Raw genomic sequence first — 18,554 nt, forward strand, 5'->3', positions numbered from 1 at the left:
TATTCGGTAATTGGATTAAAGCTCTTCTATCTCACGATCCGCTCAGTTTTTCTTTGAAAACGGAACGTGGATGCGCTATTCTTCTCATTTGCAGTCTTTTCGCCACCTTGACGGAACGTCGATTCGCTAATTCCGCTAAATCAAGGTTTTTATCCACTTTTGGAGCAAATAGAGTACTGACGTTCCGCCTCACGGCCATAATGGTGATTTCCGACCAAATAAGGCACTAACGTTCCGTCATCAAGTCCGTACCTGCTGTAATCGCCCTAATTCCACCCCTAATTCTACCCCTAGTTCCGCAGCGCCTTGCCCTTCGCCAACATATACTGCATGCGCTGCTGCGTTTTCTGCTCTCCGCACAGGCTCAAGAACGCTTCGCGCTCCAGGTCGAGCATGTATTCCTCCGTCACCAGCGTGCCTGCTGGCACATTGCCGCCCGCCAATACATGCGCTAGCTTATTCGCAATCACTTGGTCATGCGCGCTGATGTACCCGCCTTTCAGCATGGTGTACGCGCCAACCTGCATCACCGCTTTGCCGTTCTCGCCGACCACGCGGATTTTCTCCTGTGGTGGCGGCGTATATCCTGCTGCATCCATCCGCAGGACAGCTTGCTTCGCCTCATAAATCCGATGATCTGGATTCACAACGACGCGATCCCCCGCCCGCATATAGCCGAGACGCTTCGTATCATGGCCGCTCGTAGACACCTTCGCCATCGCCACAGTTTCGAAAGCTGCATTAATCCAAGGCTGAAGATCCACTTCAGGGTCCCTCACTTGCTGACTAGCGAGCAGCGCCAACTCTTTGCAGCCGCCGCCAGCAGGGATGAGTCCGACGCCTGTTTCGACAAGTCCGTAATACGTTTCGGCCGAGAAAATCGTCTGATCTGCAGGCATACATGCCTCCACGCCGCCGCCGAGCGTCATTTTGTGAGGAGCGGCAACAACAGGTTTATCTAGTCTTTTCAGCTTCAGCATCGCGTTCTGGAACAATCGAATGATGCCATCAACCTCATCCCACTCGCCATCCTGCGCTTCCATTAACAACAGCATGAGGTTCGCGCCAACACAGAAGTTTTTGCCTTCATTCGCGACGACGAGTCCGCGATAATTACTGCGCACCTCATCCACACTCTGTTGAATCATCGTCAGAATATCCGCTCCAATCGCGTTATTCGGCGAGTTGAACTCTAGGCAAGCCACATCATCACCAATGTCGATCAGGGTCGCCCCGCTGTTCGAGCGAATTACTTTGTTTTGCTGCTTCAGCGACGCAAGCGAAATCACCTCAGGGCGCGACTCGACTTCACGGAGCTCAGCATTCAATAATGCGAAAGTTCGGCCCTCTTTCCGCTCATAGAAACTGTCATGTCCCGCAGCAATCCAATCTTTTACCCACACTGGCACCGCGCTGCCTTCCGCCTCCATACGTTCCACGGAGCGCTTCAAGCCGATTGCATCCCACGTTTCGAAGGGTCCCAACTCCCAGTTAAAGCCCCACTTCAGCGCATTATCGATATCCACGATGTTATTTGCAATTTCATCGCATTTCTCAGCAGCATATATCAGTACCGGTTTCAAAATGTTCCACGCCAGCTCCGAATAACGATCCTTCGCGCCCAGGAGCGCTTTGATCTTAGCTCCCGTTCCCTTCGCTTGTTTCGAAGCCTCTAGGGAGGCACCGCTAATTTTGCGGGAAGCCGCATACGTCAGCGTCTCCAAATTCAGCGCTTGAATTTCTGTTCCCGCTGCTGACTTCACCTTTTTATAAAAGCCTTGCCCCTGCTTCTCACCAATCCAGCCATTGGCCACCATGTCTTTCAGAAGAGCAGGCGTGTCGAAGACCGCTTTCTCAGCGGGATCCGTCACAAGCTCAAACACATTGTTCGCAACGTGAACGAATGTATCAAGCCCCACCAAATCCAACGTGCGGAATGTTGCGCTTTTCGGCCGCCCCATCGCTGGTCCCGTAACGGCATCAACTTCCTCGACGGTGTAGCCCTTCGCTATCATTTCGCGCAATGTAACCAGAAGGCCATATGTCCCGATTCGATTACTAATAAAATTCGGTGTATCTTTCGCCTGCACGACGCCTTTGCCGAGCTTTTTCTCACAAAAATCACGCATAAACGCAACAACAGCTGGATCGGTTTCCGTATTCGGAATAATTTCCAACAATTTCATATACCGCGGAGGATTAAAGAAATGAGTCCCTAGAAAGCTTTTCTTAAATTGGGCACCTGCATTTGCCACCATCGCATTAATCGATATACCAGATGTATTCGAAGAGACGATGATCCCTGGCTTCCAAACCGTTTCAATACGTGCAATAAGCTCCTGCTTTGCCTGCAAATTCTCGATAATGACTTCCACAATCCAATCGACGCCGCTTAGCTTCGCCCAATCATCTTCAATATTCCCAGGCGTAATTCGTGAGGCAAAAGCTTCGCTATACAGCGGTGCTGGATTCGTTTTGACGAGTTTTTCCATCGCACTCACGGCAAACCGATTCCGAACCTTCGGATGCGCAAGCGATAAACCCGCCGCTTCTTCCTGAGGTGTTAGCCCAGTGGGCACACGATCCAGCAGTAAAACAGGAATACCTACATTGGCTAAATGAGCCGCAATACCAGACCCCATGACTCCAGAGCCTATGACGGCTGCTGAACGAATAGTTGTCATGCTTATCTCCTCCTAGTTTCCAAATACCGATTGCGCCAAAATTTCCGCGATATCTCGCGCTTTCACTTGCTCCTCAACTTCCTTCAACTTCGTGCCATCCTCCACCATCGTCAAACAATACGGACACGCGGAGGAAATAACCGTTGGCTTAACACTTAGAAGCTGCTCGGTTCGCGCAACATTCACACGCGTTCCCGCCGTTTCCTCCATCCACATCATCCCGCCGCCTGCACCGCAGCACATGCTGTTCTCACGAGATCGCGATTGTTCCACAAGTTCCACACCCGGAATGGCGCGCAAAACGTTGCGAGGCTCTTCATACACCTCGTTATAGCGGCCTAAGTAGCAGGAATCATGGTACGTGATGCGCTCTTTGACTTCATACTGCGGCTGCAATCGTCCCTCTCGAACCCATAGATCCAATAATTCCGTATGATGAAACACCTCAGCCTCTAACCCAAATTCTGGGTACTCGTTCTTGAATGTATGATACGTATGCGGGCAAGTTGTCACAATTTTCGTCACTTTATATTTCTGGAACGTTGCAATATTGTCCGCACACAACTGTTGAAATAGGAATTCATTCCCCAAGCGGCGCGGGGTGTCACCCGAATTTTTCTCTTCGTTTCCTAAAATGGCAAAAGAAATACCTCCCTCCCTCATTAATTTCACGAATGCATGGGTAATTTTGCGAGAGCGATTATCGTAAGCGCCCATCGACCCTAAGAAGAACAAATACTCAAAGGTTGGGTTTTCTTTAACCGTTCGTACTTGCAGGTCATCGTTCGGGTCCATCTCTTTGACCCACTTCACACGGTCATTGCGGGAGATACCCCAAGGATTCCCTTGTCTTTCAATGTTCTGAAGCGCACGTTGACCATCGTGCGGCATATTGCCTTGCGTGAGTACCAAGTGACGGCGCATATCAATGATTTTATCCACATGCTCATTCGCAACAGGACACTGGTCCTCGCAATTCCGGCAAGTTGTGCAAGCCCACAACTCCTCCTCCGTGATGACGTCGCCAATCAATTCCGCTTCCAGCGGATTGCCGTGTGCGGCTGGCGCAAATACCATTGCTGGCACCCATGCCGACTTCGACGTAATCGCTGCACCCTTCTCCGTCAAATGATCGCGCAGCTTCGTGATGAGATGCATCGGCGACAAGAGCTTACCTGTCGTATTCGCAGGGCACACACTCGTACAACGCCCGCACTCTACGCATGAGTAGAAATCCAGCATCTGCTTTTGCGTAAACTCCTCAATTTTACCTACGCCAAAGGACTCTGCATCTTCATCCTCCAGATTGAGCGAAGCCAACTTCCCTGTCGGCTCTGTGCGCCTAAGCAAAATATTGATCGGAGCGGTAATGATGTGAAAGTGCTTCGATTGCGGTACATAGATTAGAAAAGATAGCAATATAAGCAAATGCATCCACCAGCCTGCGTAGAAACCAACCGTTGCGGCCGAGTGTGACATCCCTTCAAATAAGGCGGCCCAAGCCGATGTCAACGGGGCGAATCCAGAAGCCGGAAGACCTTCCCGCACGCGTTCAAAGCCACCGCTAATCACAACGCTGAGCATCAAGAACACGATGAAAAATACGACAATACTCGGCTTCCATCCGCGCTTGAGACGTTTCAGCTTCTCCACATATCGGCGGTAAGTCGCATAGCCCATGGCAAGTACGATCAAGCCAACCGTCACTTCTTGCATGAGAGTGAAGTACTGGTAACCAGGAATCGGTAACCCATGGTCAATTAATCCTTTTAAAATAAGGTCCAAAGCACCTAGCTGTAGAATAATGAAGCCATAAAAGATGACGATATGCATGATGCCGCTCTTTTTGTCCTTCAATAACTTCGTCTGGCCAAACACTTGAACCATAAACACTTGGAGTCTTTGTTTCGCTTCCTTCTTCAAATTCACCGATTTCCCTAAGCGGATATATAGATATCGATGGTAGACGACACGACCAAACGCGTAGAGCGCCAAACCCGTCACCGTCAGGAAGAGGAGAAATTGAATCAGCGTAGAGATCATGGAGGAACCCCCTTAATGATTGGATTACCAGTTCATTTCGCTTGTTCTGATAACGCTTACATCTAGACAACAGAAAAAAGCAAATTTCATAGATCCCTTTTTTCCTAAGAGTAGAAACATGCTTCATGGTGAAGAGTAAGCCGACAAACCTCCCTACTGCCCTCTAAGCGGAATAAGTCGTTGACAAGGCGTACTGCGTATTTTATGATGAAATTATGAAAATGAATGAGTATTCATTCACCGATATCTGTATCTTAACACCGAGGTGATCTCCTTGACAAGTAGCAAAAAACCAGACAAGTATTATGCGATTCTCGAAGGCGCCATGAAGGTTTTTGCGGAGAATGGATTTCATAAATCCCAAGTTTCCCGTATTGCCAAAGAAGCTGGGGTCGCAGATGGTACCATCTATCTCTACTTCAAGAAGAAGGAGGATATCCTTACCAGCCTTTTTCAGGAAAAATTAGGCGAGCTTGTTGAGAAATTCAACCGTGCCGTCGATGAGAGCAGCAGCGCGAAGGATGCGCTTCGCAAGATTTGTGAAATTCATTTTAGCGAGCTGGAAAATAACATTCATATGGCTTATCTGACCCAGATTGAGCTTCGCCAGAGCGATCTTGAGCTGCGCAAAGAGATTGGCCTTGCCCTCAAGAGATATATTATCCTCATCGAAAATATATTAGAAAAAGGGAAGTTAGACGGAAGCTTCCGCCCTGATCTGGATGTGAAGCTCGTGAGGCTTCTTATTTTTGGAGGCATGGATGAAGTCGTCACGTCCTGGCTGATTTCAGGTCAGAAATATTCGTTAACGGCGCAGGTTGGGCCTACACTCGATTTTTTCATGCATGGGATTGAGAAATAAAGCTTTCTATTCATGTATATTCAGGAGGGAGCCCCACTATGGACATTTTTGTACTATTGAAGCAAACGTTTGATACCGAGGAGAAAATTGTGTTGCAAGGTGGCGTCGTTCAAGAGGATGGCGCGAAGTTCGTCATTAATCCGTACGATGAATATGCGGTTGAGCAAGCGATTCAATTGCGCGATGAGCATGGCGGTAAAGTGACGCTCGTCTCCGTTGGATGGGAACGGACAGCCGAAGCGCTGCGCACTGCGCTTGCTATGGGCGCAGATGAAGCCGTCTTGATCTCAGATGAGCGCATACTTGGTGATGAGTATGAAATTGCAGAAATCCTTGCGCATTATTTGCGCGAACAGTCCATAGATCTGTTGCTCGGTGGTAACTTCTCAGTGGATAACGGGGCTGGTCAAGTCGCCATTCGCTTAGCTTCTCTGCTCGGCCTGCCACATGTCGCTTCGATAACGAAACTGGACATTTCCGGTAGCACGGCTGTCGTCCACCGCGATGCGGAAGGCGACATTGAAGTGATTGAGGTGCCGCTCCCTGCCCTTTTCACAGCACAACAAGGCTTGAATGAACCGCGTTACCCTTCCCTTCCTGGCATTATGAAAGCGAAGAAAAAGCCGTTCCAGCACTTATCGCTGGATGATATCCCTGGTGCTGATGCGATTATAGCCAAAACTGCGCGCACATCCTTAACCTTGCCGCCTGAGCGCAAAGCAGGCCGCATCTTGAAAGGCGACCTCGCTAGCCAAGTGGCGGAGCTCGTGCAATCGCTGCGTAATGAATCAAAAGTGATCTAAATACGATGAAAAGTATGGGAGGCTATAACGATGGCAAAACAATTTCTCGTAGTTGCAGAAGCTCGCGGCGGCAAGCTTCGTCAAGTATCCTTTGAAGCATTGCGCGCGGCACAGCTCTCGTCGAGCGATGGCGATACACTTGCCGCTGTTTTGATCGGCGCTGGCAGTAAGGTTTTGGCTGGAGAACTCGCTGCCTATGGCGCGGACACCATCTATGTCGTTGAGGATGCGCAGCTGGAAAGCTATAACTCTGAAGCTTACCTCAGTGCATTGTTGGCCGTGATTGCGGTCGCTGGGCCAAATGCACTGTATTTCGGCCACACTGCGGTCGGCCGAGATCTTGCACCGCTGGCTGCCGCTTCGCTGGCAGCGGGCCAAATCTCTGACGTTACCGCCATCGAGCGCAGCGGCGATAACGTGCAGTTCACCCGGCCGCTGTACGCTGGCAAAGCCGTGGAGAAGAAAGCGTTCACCGACCCTGCTGCGCCGTGGGTCGTTACGGTACGACCGAACAACATCGCGCCCGCAGCCCCTGACGCCTCGCGTCAGGCGCAGCTTATCGATGTTGCTTATCCCGCTCCCTCCCTGCGCAGCATCATTCGGGAGGTCGTGAAAAAAACGTCCGGCGCCATCGACTTGGCAGAAGCCAAGATCGTCGTCTCCGGCGGACGGGGCGTGCGCAGCGCCGAGGGGTTCCAGCCGCTCGAAGAGCTGGCTGCCGTCTTAGGCGGCGCGGTCGGAGCTTCCCGCGCCGCGTGCGACGCGGGGTACTGCGAGTACGCGATGCAGATCGGCCAGACCGGCAAGGTCGTGACGCCGGAAATATACATCGCGTGCGGGATCAGCGGCGCCATTCAGCATTTGGCGGGGATGAGCTCTTCGCGCGTCATCATCGCGATCAACAAGGATGCGGAGGCGCCGATCTTCAAAGTCGCCGACTACGGGATCGTCGGCGATCTATTCGAGGTCGTGCCGCTGCTGACCGAGGAGTTCCGGAAGCTGCTCGCTTAGCGCAGATGACATAGTTTAGCCCCCTTTGCGACTGCGCGAAGGGGGCTTTTTCACGCGTTAAGCGATTTTATCGACTATCTCCGCTCACTTTGCCACATTTCTCCCGAATTAATCGATTTTTCCGACTAACTCCTCTCACTTTGTGCCATTTCTCCGGAGTTACTCGATTTACCCACTAACTCCACTCACTTTACGCCATTACTCTCGAATTAATCGATTTTTCCAACTACTCCACTCATTTTACGCCATTTCTCCCGAGTTAATCGATTTTTCAGACTTACTCCTCTCACTTTACGCCACTCCTCCCGAATTAATCGATTTTTCCGACTAACTCTCTGCTCTTGGCACCACTGCTCACTAACTCCCCACCCATGCATCCAACTTATTCGCCACATCCGCCATCACTTCATCGCGATTGATTTCATTCAGCATCTCATGCCGTCCCCCAGGGTAGAGCTTGTAAATTACATCTTTTATTCCTAGCCGTTCATAGGCCTTGATCAGCCTGCGCACACCTTCCCCACGCTCGCCGACAGGATCTTCCTCCCCTGAAAAAATATAAATCGGCACATCCTTCGGTATTTGCTGCAGATACGCAGGGGTATGAATTTCTTTCAGTCCTTTGAAGAAATCGCGGTAAAAACCCGAAGTAAACACAACGCCGCATGCTGGGTCCTCGATGTACGCATCAACTTCACGCTCATCTCTGCTTAGCCAATCAAATGCCGTCCGATTCGGTTTAAAGCTCGTATTATAGCTGCCAAATGTAAGCGCCGTCAGCAACACGCTTCGATAATGATCCCCGCGCAATGCCGCTTCCAGGGTCGCAACAAAAATCCCCGCAACGAGAGCTGCGCCTTGTTTCCCATTGGACCCCGATAATAGGATGCCTTGCACATCATCCCGATGTTCCTTCAAATATGTGCCCATGTAATACTGAGTTAGGAAGGAACCCATGCTGTGCCCCAGCACAAACAATGGAATATCACTAGGATAGCGCTTTCGCAAATGCTGGGTGATTCCCCCCATATTCGCAGCCATAGCGTGAAAGCAGTCTTTACCGAACTTGCCTAACGCATCCTGCGACCCTGCGGTTAAGCCATGTCCGAGATGATCTTGCGCATATACGGCATAGCCTCGCTTCGTTAAAACTTCCGCTAATCGCTCGTATCTGGCTGCCGTTTCCGCCATGCCATGGGCGATTTGCACAACACCTTTAACATCGGTTCCGTCCGATGGAAGCCATTCATACACATAGTGAGGATGATCCTGTGAATCTATCCAAATGAAATGCTCCTTGCGCATAAGATGCCCCTTTCGGTTACCATTTTCAAAGCGATGGAACGAACTTCTTTTCCTCCTTAGTATACGTTGTCTAACGAATGAAAACAGCCCCCTTTCCGAGGAAAGAGGGCTAATCAATGTGTATGATTGCAAATGCGAGCTAAACTTTACTCTTCGCTTTATTGGATTTCACAGCCTGCAAAGGAGCTTGTGAGACCGGAGCTGTTTCGAATCTTTTGCGCTCGGTCTTATCAATCTGAGTGATCTTGCCATCGTGCACTACAATCTGAACGGATCCATACTCTAAGCCATCCAAAATTTGCTTGATTCTTGCTACCCAAATCTCATCTACTTCTAGTGGTTTCGCCATCGTCCTGCCTCCAACTCTCATTAAATTGTCCAATCGTTCCATTCCTTGTTTCGTTTATACGTAAAATTCAGCCAATCGCCCGTTTTCTCCAACAATTCTGTTGTTGACGATGACGTAGAATACGTATGGTTAGCTTGATAAACGAGCTCCAGATCACATTGACCTTGTTGGCGCAGCCAGAACATTTTCTGATATAGAGGTGCATAATCTACGGGTATGATCTCATCCGCAGTGCCATGAACAACAAGCACATCACCGCTAAATTTGCGCAATTGCTCAAACGGTTGATGCTGGGATAATGATTCGAAGAATCGACTCGTAAGTCGATACCCGTGATGATCGATCGTGCCGCCTCTCGGCAGCTTCTCGTACTCGTTCTTCCCGACAATGCGCACGATATCGTTGTGCGGATGTGCCACAGGTGACCATAACACGAGTGTCTTCACCCGATGATCCTTCGCTGCCGTTAAGACAGCCGCGGCTCCTCCCAAGCTGTGACCAAGAAGAATAATTCTGCTGAGATCCACACAATCAAGGGAAGCACCATAATCAATGACTCGTCGTGTCTGCTCAATCAGCACATCCAGCCCGCCTGCTCCATAATCACCAGAGCTTTCTCCACACCCTCCATAGTCAAAACGTAATACAAAATACCCTTGTGCGCTTAACGTGCGAGCTGCCTTCACGAACAGCCGGTCAACTCCGATTCGGCTCCCAATAAATCCGTGACAAATAATGATTAAGGGCCAGCGCTGACAATCAGCTTGAACCGCAGGTTGTTGATTCGTCGGATAATGCAACGTTGCGGCTAATTCGATTTCTTCGCTTTGAATCGTGATGGCATGCTCCATGATGGTAACTCCCTTTCATTACTCATATTATTCTGATTAGTTTAGTCGGATTTAAAAGTTAAACTTATCTTAGCACGCCAAATTGTGGGTGTCAATGCATCATTTGCGTAATTCACATTCATTTTTGGCCATAAACATTTGTTAACTATATAAGGGAAAAATAAGAGCTAACTTACCGAAAATTTTCCGTATTTTCTTATTGACAGAATAATCATGACGCTGTTATATTCGATGTAATAAAACCAAGTAATTTGGTATGCTTTATAAGATTGGGTGGTGTTTCATGCGTAATAAGGTTTGGAAAGCGACGGTTCGATCCGTGCTTATTGGCTACTTAATAGTGCTTCTTGTTATCCCCATCGCAACCATTTACGTCAAAGGCTTTTCGCTAGGATGGGATCCTTTCTGGAAAGAAGTCACGGGACCTTTAGCATGGAAATCCATTATGTTAACCGTAAAACTCAGTATTTTTGCAACGGTAATTCAAGCTATAGTTGGAACAATGATCGCTTACGTACTTGTACGTTACCGATTCTGGGGGCAAAGTCTTCTCAATAGTATGGTGGATTTGCCATTCTCCCTTCCAACCTCTGTAGCGGGCTTAATGTTCTTAACCCTACTAGGACCTCAAAGTCCACTAGGCGTTTGGCTAGACCACGCGGGTATTAAACTACTTTACAATCAAACCGCGATCGTTATCGGTCTTGTCTTTGTAACTTTTCCATTCGTTGTTCGAACTGTTCAACCGTTATTAGAGCAAATTGATCCCGCCGAAGAACAAGCCAGCTTCACCCTAGGTGCAAACCGGTTCTATACGTTCTTCCGCATTGTGCTACCAGCTCTTCTACCAGGTACGATTGCAGGCAGTATGCTCGCCTTTTCACGATCATTGGCTGAGTTCGGAGCTATTTCGTTAATTTCGGGGAATTTGCCTGGGAAAACGATGGTCGCCTCGGTCTATATATATGGTGAAACGCAGAACTATAACCCTGAAGGTGCAGCAGCCATCTCGCTCGTCCTTCTAACGCTCTCTGTCCTGATTTTATGGGTCATCCATCGTGGGAAGGGGCGCTTTGCATGAGAAAACTACTAATCAGCCTTTCTTTTTTGGTCATATTCCTACTAATTATATTGCCTTTCTTAGGGATTACCGTTGGGGCATTCGTTGATGGCCCTCAAGCCTTCTTAGACGCACTGGTTCGTCCAGAAGCCCTGCATGCAATGAAAATCTCATTCCTTATCGTTACAGTCGTAACGGTGCTTAATACGATTATAGGTGTCTATCTTTCCATTGAAATTGTACGCGGTACTTGGATATCACGCTGGTTGAAACCGATCATCAACGCGATTATTGATCTTCCTTTCGCCGTATCGCCCGTCATTGTCGGTTTAATGGTCATCTTGATCTTCGGACCAAATACGGCATTAGGAACATTCATGGAAGACCATAACATGAAAATTGTTTATGCCATTCCAGGGATGGTAATTGCCACCATGTTCATCACCTTCCCCTTGATGATACGCGAAGTCGTTCCACTCTTAGAGGAAATCGGCACACAGTCAGAAGAAGCTTCTGCCACCTTGGGTGCAGGTCCATGGCGCACATTCATCCAAGTTACTTGGCCGAGTATCCGCTGGGGTGTCGTGTACGGATTGATTTTAACAATAGCTAGGGCGCTTGGGGAGTTCGGGTCGATCTTGGTCGTCTCCGGTAACATCATTAATAAAACACAAACCGCTACAACCCTTGTCTATCAAGACGCAGAGCAATTCCATCTCGTCGCTGCCAACAGCGTGGCATTCGTATTAGGACTCATTTCCATTTCGATCTTATTAATTTTAGAGTGGTTGAAGCGCAGAAGTGAAGCAACGAGAAATCACGGAGGAGGAACCCCGCATGCACATTGAGGTCACAGGATTAAATAAGCATTACGGAGAGTTTCATGCGATTAAAGATGTCAATTTTAAAATAAAAGAGGGTCATCTCGTCGGCTTAATCGGCCCAAGCGGCGGAGGTAAAACCTCCATCCTGCGGATGCTTTCCGGTTTAGAAAGTCCCTCAGGCGGCGATATTTATTTCGATGGCAAGCTGGCCACGCATCTCCCAGTGCAGGAGCGCGGGATTGGGTTCGTTTTCCAAAGCTATGCCCTGTTCAAGCATATGACGGTGTTCGAGAATGTTGCTTACGGACTCAAAGTACTTAAAAAATCCAAAGCCGAGATTCAGGACCGGGTAACCTATCTATTGAACTTAATGGGGCTTGCCGGTCATGAGCGGAAATATCCGCACCAACTATCTGGCGGGCAACGTCAACGTGTTGCTTTCGCAAGAGCGCTAGCGCCTGAGCCGAAGCTGTTGCTGCTCGACGAGCCTTTTGCCGCAATCGATGCCAAAATCCGTAAAGAGCTTCGCGTCTGGCTGCGAAATTTAATCAATGAATTCAAGGTAACGACACTTTTCGTTACGCATGACCAAGATGAAGCGATTGAAGTCGCAGATGAAATTATTTTGGTTCAGGGCGGCAAAATCGAGCAGCAAGGCACACCGTGGGAAATTTACACGAAACCTGCCTCCTCTTTTGCTGCATCGTTCATTGGCGAATCCAACGTGCTTCCCTCCTACTCTCCGCTTGTCGGGTTTCCAACGCTGGCTGATCTGCAAGTCGATGGGAAATGGTATCCCGATGTGAATATCCTGATCCGACCTGAGAATATCGAAGTTCGACCGAGTAATGTGAGTCATCTCGCGACGGCTGGAGAGAAAGGCAAAGTCACACACGTCCACTTCCGCGGCGATTCCTGGTATTTGGAAATGGATACGGGCCATTACAAGCTATTCGCCTATCAACCTGTGAAAGACCGCATTTACCAAGTCGGTGACGAGGTCAACATTCTGATTCACCAGGTTTCCGTTTTCACCCAATCAGGGACATCCTGGATTGATAATCAGGCCAAACAAGATCCACAGCCTGTCTTCATATAATTATAAAGTTATAGGTTTACTAAAGAAGGGGAGTTATTAACCATGAAAAATGTTAAAACGCTAGGCCTAGTTTCTGCCGTACTGCTCACTGCAAGTATTACGTTGACGGCTTGCGGATCAAACGGAACCAAAACTGCAAGCACAAGTGCACCAACAGCCGCTTCTACGGCTGCTGCAACAGCAGCGGCGAGCACGACGCCTAAGGCTGATGGCGGTAAGGTCACGATTACGATTGGTGCTTACTCGATTTTGAAAGATTCCTTTGACGTCATCCTGCCGAAATTCAAGGAAGATTACAAGAAGAAAACGGGCACAACCGTTGAGTTCCAAGAATCCTACGTAGCCTCAGGTTCACAAGCAACTGCGATTATTCAAGGTTTTGAAGCGGATATTGCGCCGCTTTCACTCGAAGGCGATATTCAAAAAATCGTAGAAAAAGGACTCATCACACACGACTGGAAAAATACTCCGCAAAAAGGATTCGTAACGACCTCCATCGCGGCGATCGGTGTACGTGAAGGCAATCCGAAAGGCATCAAAGATTGGTCCGATTTGACAAAACCAGGTGTGGAAGTGTTAATTCCGAATCCAAGTACGTCTGGCGGCGCAAAATGGGATATTAACGCAGTCTACGGTGCTGGTCTGAAAATTTCCGAAGCTGCTGGCAAAAAAGATCCTGCTGCTGCCAAAGACCTTGTCGCTAAAATCTACAAAAACATTAAAGTACTGGATAAAAGCGGTGCCGACTCCCTCGCTACTTTCGATAAAGGCGTTGGCGATGCGATTATCACATACGAGAACGAGCTGATTGCGCGCATTCAATCGGGCAAAAAGTACGTTGAAGTGATTCCGCAATACACGACTTCCATCGAGAATCCAGTTGCTATTATTGATAAAAACGTTGATAAACACGGCAATCGTGAAGCGGTTCAAGCCTTCTATAACTACCTCTTCTCTGTTGATGCTCAGAAAGTATTCTCTGACAAAGGCTTCCGCTCCGTTCTTCCAGAAGTTGCGAAGCAATATGAGAAAAATTACACAACGCCTGCAGGTCTATTCAATATTGAATACTTGGGCGGTTGGGATAAAGTGAACAAAGAGCTTTACGGCAAAGGCGCTATTTGGGAAACGATCCTTGCCGAAGGCGGAGCAAAATAATATCGCACAAAGAAACCCCGAAGCTCATTCGCTTTGGGGTTTTCGCATGTTCGGAGACTCCACCTGCTCCGGATATTTAATTCGTTTTAGCTCTGCGACGATCATGATAGAAATAATGACCAACATAAACCAAGAACTTATTTTGCCCCAGTGTACAATACGCCAGGAGATCTCTTGGTCCGGATAGCGCCATGCGCCGAGGAATGTAGATATATTTTCCGCAAGCCATATGAAAAAAGCAACAAGCATAAACGATAGCATCGTCGGCATATGGTACGCCTTTGTCGTGACCGTGAATCGGATTTTCGATTTGTAAAACAACACGAACAACGCAGCAATGAGCACCCATCTAAAATCAAAAGCATAATGATGCGTGAAAAAATTCGCATAAATACAAACGGACAATAGGAAAGCCAGCCACGGTCTCGGCCAATGCAGCAGATGCAAGTCGAATCGTTTCCACGCTTGACACACATAACTCGCCACACTGGCATACATAAAGCCGCTATACAGCGGAACGCCCCCGAATTTGGTCCAAGCTTCCTCTGGATATGACCAAGAGCCCTTGTGCACTTTATACAACTCGAGCCCTAGGCCGATAAGATGAAAGACGGTGATCACTTTTAGTTCATCTACACTCTCTAATTTTGTCCAAACCAAACCAATTTGCGCAAGGATGCAGACAAGTAAAATCAAATCATAGCGGGGTAAGTAAGGAATCGTAATTACTTTGGAAAGTGCTAAAGTCATAAAGATAATAACAGGAAAAATGCAGCATAACGCTTCTTTCCAGACAAAAATGAGAAATTCCTTCACCTGTTGCTCTTTCATGAGCTCTCCTTTGCATTGTCAGATCGGCTGTATTTCACTTCAGCGTGATTGACGTTCATCAGCTCTTCTGTAAGGATGGCGCCGTCTTCTTTCGAAACCGTTTGCCGCCATATTTCATTGCCTCGGTACCATTTCTCATCACGCTCATAGAAGGCATGATTCTTTTCTTTCACTTTGTAGACGAGCGGCAATTCCGACTCACAGTGGATGGAACCCTCCAAATACTCGGCGGTTACCTGCAAACGAAATTGAAACGAATGCGATGTCGGATTGTAAAATTGTAAATCAACATAGTTATAGAAAACACTCGTTCCTGTCCCAAATGGAATCACTCTGCGATCATCAGGAAACAGATCAAAACTATGATGATGCCGCTCCTTAATGGCTAAAGGGGTATGCAGAGCCAGCCAATATAACATATTCGCCAGTTGGCACAGCCCTCCGCCAGGTCCTACACGCACTTCCCCATGTGACAGCATCAGACCCTCGATATACCCCTTTTCTCTGCTCGGAAGACCAATCCTTTGCCAGAAGGAAAACGTTTCCCCAGGCCCAATTACAATGCCATCGACATGCCCAATCGCAATTTGTAAATTAACAATTTTGTTCTCTTGTAAAATAGGATCCGTGTTGCCTAACACGCGTCGCAGAATCGATTTGTGCTTTTTCACAGAAAAAGGCAACGTCCGCTCTTCTCTTCTCGCTGCATAACGTATACGTGGATCGAGATTTTTAATACGCCTTTTGAGTATGAGCTGCTTCACGCGTAATTGATACAGGAAAGGGAATCTCTTCCCAATGCGATGTTTGAGTTCTTGTCGTTTCAAGGTTTTTTCCATCCTTAGTCAGATATTGGGTTCTCGGCAGCATGCCCCCTCTTCTATTTGACTTCGGTGGTGCAAAAAAAGTTGTGGAGCGGTCGAGATTTCTACTTAAAAAATCAAAGGAAACGCAACAGTCACAATAGCTGCCCAGAGCCCGTAGAGCGGCAAGTACTTCGTAACCGCATCTTGGATCGGTGAGGGTCCTGTTTTATTTTGCAGAAAACGCAAATACGGCAGCAAAATCCAGATGAGATTGACCCAGATCAGGATGTTTATGCCTAAAACAGCAAGTCTGTTGGGCGAAATGCCATAGGAAGAAAGCCTGAACACAATAGCTGATAAAGCCACACAGTCAATGATCAGCGCAAGGACAATGAGGGCAAAATTGATATAATCGGAAAATGTTTTTTTCTCATCCGAGTTGCTTTCGGTAATGGAAAAAATCGTGACAGCCAACACACCAAGCAGTATGCCATTGAACGATAAAAGGAAATCGCGGTCCAAGAACGGGTTTTTACCGACTGAGATCACCGTGATCAGATAGACCAACTGGGTGACTAATACAAGCGGACTAAAGATTTTGGCTATATACGGAACAATATTTTTGGCAAGCTTAAGGTTCTTGGATACCAGATATGCAGCTACAATGGAGAGCCCAGCAGCACCGAATACGACGACATTCCTAAAATAAAAATCTTCGACATGCATGCCGACAAAACTAAATAACCGCATCGTTAATCCAAAAAGCAACATTCCGCATATAGCCATGCTGAGATAGAGAATGCCAAGTTCGCCATTCCACTTCAGATAAGCTAATCTTTTGCTGCCCCTGTCATAGTCATTCCCTGTAAAGGCAAGCCCTACGACGACCCATAAGAAGATCGGCAGATGAATATACGCCAGCATCGTACTGTCTGTTTGCTCAAGCGGCAGCAGATTCAGGAAAATCACAGAGAGTAGGAATGAAATTGCTAGGGTGTACACAATCTTTTTCCGCGGGGAATTATTGGTAACAAAGTAAATCGCCATGAAGGGAAGAACGCCAAACACAAGGTTTATCGGAGCAATTGCTTCCTTTTCGACAAACTGAAAGAGGATCCTCGTAATGACCCCAGCTAGAATGGCTAAAATGCCCATTATGATAAAATCTTTCTGTATAAAAGACGCTTTCTCTGCCGTGTCGCCCTCTTTGAAATACAGTCTTTCGTGCCATGCGGCAAGCACCTGTGAATCAGGGTTTTGCTCCCAAGCGGAGGAGAATGACCTTTTAAAAGCTTCAGGGTCCCTTCTAAACATCCTCTCCAGCTCATGGGGGTTCGATAAATGTTCAATAATCGGATTATTCATGTCCTCGTGTTACCTCCCTTCGTCCATTCTATATTCTAAAATATCGCCGGGTTGACAATCTAACGCTTTGCAGATCGCCTCGAGCGTAGATAATCGAATGGCTTTGGCCTTCCCATTTTTCAAAATCGAAAGATTAGCCATCGTGATGCCCACTCTTTCCGAAAGCTCGGTAACGCTCATTTTCCTCTTGGCCAGCATCACATCAACATTAATAATTATCGCCATGGGAGTCACCTCAGATCGTAAGATCATTTTCAGATTTAATATCGATGGCATTTTTCAAAAGCTTCTGAAGAACAGCAGCAAATACAGCGATCACCATAGAGGCAAAAATCATAACCATGCCGATAACAATGACACCTGGGGCATCGTCCCTCTCCCCAAATAGATAGAAGAGCGGCATACCAAGCACATACAAACCAGCGATCGTGAATGCACAGTATTTGATTTTCTTGAGTGCCTCGACAGATAATTCCGAGAATGCGTGGTTCTTGTCAATATAGGTTAAAAGTTTAAAGGATTGATACAACGCAATGTAAAACGGTATCGCCGAAGCGTACAAATCGATCATTAACAGATACTTCAACGCACTAAAATTCGGATACAATTCTAAGGCATATGCTGCTATTTCCGGCACCACAAATATGCACAAAGCAAGCACCGGCAATCCCATCAAAATGATCGTCACCTTTAAAAAGAGTGTTGTTCCGCGTTCCATCACTCGCACCTCAATTCGTTAATTTTACATTGAATTTAACATAATATTTATCGTTTTACAATATATTTTGATTGTTTTCATGGATATGTCTTATTGGAGTTTGATAGGTGGCTAACTGTTAGGGGTCGGAATAAACAATAAAAAGCCACTCCGATTAGATTCGGAAGTGACTTTTTGGCGTTATTTTTACAGTCGGGATTCCTTGCGAAGCTTACGAGCCGTGAACCGCGCCTCGGCGGATTCAAACAATCGCTTCTCTTCCTCTGTTTCCGCTACAATACCTGGCACAGGCGTCGGCTGCCCATTCTCGTCTAAGGCGACGAAGGTCAGGAATGCGTTCGCAGTGCGCTTTTTATCACCTGTCAGCAAATTCTCTGACTCGATTTTCACAAAAACTTCCATCGAGCTTCGATGGGTCCATGTGACGAATGCTTCCAACTGAATTGCTTCTCCCAACTTAACAGGAGCAAAAAAGTCCAAGCTGTCACTCGAAGCGGTGACAACACTTTTACGGCAATGACGCATAGACGCAATGGTTGCAACTTTATCGATATATTGCATGACGCGACCGCCGAACACGGTATTATGATAATTCGTATCCGCGGGTAATATGATTTCCGTTAACACGGTACGTGACAGTCTTGCTGCTTTTGGTTCCATACGGCTTGCCTCCAGATGATGACCTCAGATGTACAGGCACTGCTGTCATACAGTTTTTTCCACATAAGAAAGTATAAGTTTTCGACTTCCGAAAACAGCTTTCTTATTGGCGATAAAACCTACCT

At 47.5% G+C, this 18,554-nt stretch carries 18 protein-coding genes; 7 read left to right on the top strand and 11 right to left on the bottom strand.

The window, feature by feature from the left end; translation table 11 throughout:
* Positions 1-290: 290 nt before the first annotated feature.
* The gene (locus tag MJB10_RS13805) at positions 291-2,684 is read right to left on the bottom strand and encodes a 3-hydroxyacyl-CoA dehydrogenase/enoyl-CoA hydratase family protein (protein WP_314795469.1); all 2,394 of its coding nucleotides are present in this window, start codon (positions 2,682-2,684) and stop codon (positions 291-293) included.
* Positions 2,685-2,696: 12 nt separating this feature from the next.
* Positions 2,697-4,727 carry a (Fe-S)-binding protein gene (locus MJB10_RS13810; protein WP_314795470.1) on the bottom strand — a complete coding sequence of 677 codons (2,031 nt, stop codon included), beginning with the start codon at positions 4,725-4,727 and terminating at the stop codon, positions 2,697-2,699.
* A 274-nt stretch (positions 4,728-5,001) separates the two neighbouring features.
* On the opposite strand from MJB10_RS13810, the gene MJB10_RS13815 reads away from it, so the two are divergent.
* Genes MJB10_RS13815 through MJB10_RS13825 form a run of 3 tightly spaced genes read left to right on the top strand, consistent with a single transcriptional unit; the run spans position 5,002 to position 7,403 of the window.
* On the top strand, positions 5,002-5,589 hold the full coding sequence (locus MJB10_RS13815) for a TetR/AcrR family transcriptional regulator (RefSeq protein WP_314795471.1): 588 nt from the start codon (positions 5,002-5,004) through the stop codon (positions 5,587-5,589).
* Between the two features lie 38 nt (positions 5,590-5,627).
* On the top strand, positions 5,628-6,392 hold the full coding sequence (locus MJB10_RS13820) for an electron transfer flavoprotein subunit beta/FixA family protein (protein ID WP_314795472.1): 765 nt from the start codon (positions 5,628-5,630) through the stop codon (positions 6,390-6,392).
* 30 nt (positions 6,393-6,422) lie between these two features.
* The gene (locus tag MJB10_RS13825) at positions 6,423-7,403 is read left to right on the top strand and encodes an electron transfer flavoprotein subunit alpha/FixB family protein (RefSeq protein WP_314795473.1); all 981 of its coding nucleotides are present in this window, start codon (positions 6,423-6,425) and stop codon (positions 7,401-7,403) included.
* Between the two features lie 357 nt (positions 7,404-7,760).
* On the opposite strand, the gene MJB10_RS13830 is transcribed toward MJB10_RS13825, so the two are convergent.
* The 3 genes from MJB10_RS13830 to MJB10_RS13840 form a co-directional block, all read right to left on the bottom strand.
* A complete protein-coding gene (locus tag MJB10_RS13830) occupies positions 7,761-8,708 on the bottom strand; it encodes an alpha/beta fold hydrolase (RefSeq protein WP_314795474.1) in 948 nt (315 codons plus the stop codon).
* 139 nt (positions 8,709-8,847) lie between these two features.
* A complete protein-coding gene (locus tag MJB10_RS13835) occupies positions 8,848-9,057 on the bottom strand; it encodes a YezD family protein (RefSeq protein ID WP_314795475.1) in 210 nt (69 codons plus the stop codon).
* 20 nt (positions 9,058-9,077) lie between these two features.
* Positions 9,078-9,908, bottom strand: coding sequence for an alpha/beta hydrolase (locus MJB10_RS13840; RefSeq protein WP_314795476.1), 831 nt, complete (start codon positions 9,906-9,908; stop codon positions 9,078-9,080).
* Positions 9,909-10,191: 283 nt separating this feature from the next.
* On the opposite strand from MJB10_RS13840, the gene cysT reads away from it, so the two are divergent.
* Genes cysT through MJB10_RS13860 form a run of 4 tightly spaced genes read left to right on the top strand, consistent with a single transcriptional unit; the run spans position 10,192 to position 14,049 of the window.
* On the top strand, positions 10,192-10,989 hold the full coding sequence (gene cysT / locus MJB10_RS13845; RefSeq protein ID WP_314795477.1) for a sulfate ABC transporter permease subunit CysT: 798 nt from the start codon (positions 10,192-10,194) through the stop codon (positions 10,987-10,989).
* Positions 10,986-11,816 (top strand): sulfate ABC transporter permease subunit, encoded by an 831-nt coding sequence (locus tag MJB10_RS13850; RefSeq protein ID WP_314795479.1) that lies wholly within the window; start codon positions 10,986-10,988, stop codon positions 11,814-11,816. The genes cysT and MJB10_RS13850 overlap by 4 nt, the downstream gene beginning before the upstream one ends.
* Positions 11,806-12,891: an ABC transporter ATP-binding protein gene (locus tag MJB10_RS13855; protein WP_314795481.1), complete on the top strand. Its 1,086-nt coding sequence runs from the start codon at positions 11,806-11,808 to the stop codon at positions 12,889-12,891. The genes MJB10_RS13850 and MJB10_RS13855 overlap by 11 nt, the downstream gene beginning before the upstream one ends.
* 42 nt (positions 12,892-12,933) lie before the next feature.
* Positions 12,934-14,049 carry a sulfate ABC transporter substrate-binding protein gene (locus MJB10_RS13860; protein WP_314795483.1) on the top strand — a complete coding sequence of 372 codons (1,116 nt, stop codon included), beginning with the start codon at positions 12,934-12,936 and terminating at the stop codon, positions 14,047-14,049.
* A gap of 24 nt (positions 14,050-14,073) precedes the next feature.
* Here the strand turns inward: MJB10_RS13860 and MJB10_RS13865 are convergent, their stop codons facing one another.
* The 6 genes from MJB10_RS13865 to MJB10_RS13890 all read right to left on the bottom strand — a co-directional run bounded on the left by MJB10_RS13865 (position 14,074) and on the right by MJB10_RS13890 (position 18,429).
* On the bottom strand, positions 14,074-14,880 hold the full coding sequence (locus MJB10_RS13865; protein WP_314795486.1) for a DUF817 domain-containing protein: 807 nt from the start codon (positions 14,878-14,880) through the stop codon (positions 14,074-14,076).
* On the bottom strand, positions 14,877-15,707 hold the full coding sequence (locus MJB10_RS13870) for a VanW family protein (protein WP_314795488.1): 831 nt from the start codon (positions 15,705-15,707) through the stop codon (positions 14,877-14,879). Before MJB10_RS13870 ends, MJB10_RS13865 begins: the two co-directional genes overlap by 4 nt.
* A 105-nt stretch (positions 15,708-15,812) precedes the next feature.
* The gene (locus MJB10_RS13875; RefSeq protein WP_314795493.1) at positions 15,813-17,051 is read right to left on the bottom strand and encodes a DUF4153 domain-containing protein; all 1,239 of its coding nucleotides are present in this window, start codon (positions 17,049-17,051) and stop codon (positions 15,813-15,815) included.
* Between the two features lie 9 nt (positions 17,052-17,060).
* Positions 17,061-17,276 carry a helix-turn-helix domain-containing protein gene (locus MJB10_RS13880; protein WP_314795494.1) on the bottom strand — a complete coding sequence of 72 codons (216 nt, stop codon included), beginning with the start codon at positions 17,274-17,276 and terminating at the stop codon, positions 17,061-17,063.
* 10 nt (positions 17,277-17,286) lie between these two features.
* Positions 17,287-17,769 (bottom strand): DUF2975 domain-containing protein, encoded by a 483-nt coding sequence (locus MJB10_RS13885; RefSeq protein ID WP_314795496.1) that lies wholly within the window; start codon positions 17,767-17,769, stop codon positions 17,287-17,289.
* 186 nt (positions 17,770-17,955) lie between these two features.
* On the bottom strand, positions 17,956-18,429 hold the full coding sequence (locus tag MJB10_RS13890; protein ID WP_314795498.1) for an acyl-CoA thioesterase: 474 nt from the start codon (positions 18,427-18,429) through the stop codon (positions 17,956-17,958).
* Between the last annotated feature and the right edge of the window lie 125 nt (positions 18,430-18,554).

Origin of the sequence: Paenibacillus sp. MBLB1832 (assembly GCF_032271945.1) — a bacterium.
GTDB classification, from domain to species: domain Bacteria; phylum Bacillota; class Bacilli; order Paenibacillales; family NBRC-103111; genus Paenibacillus_E; species Paenibacillus_E roseopurpureus.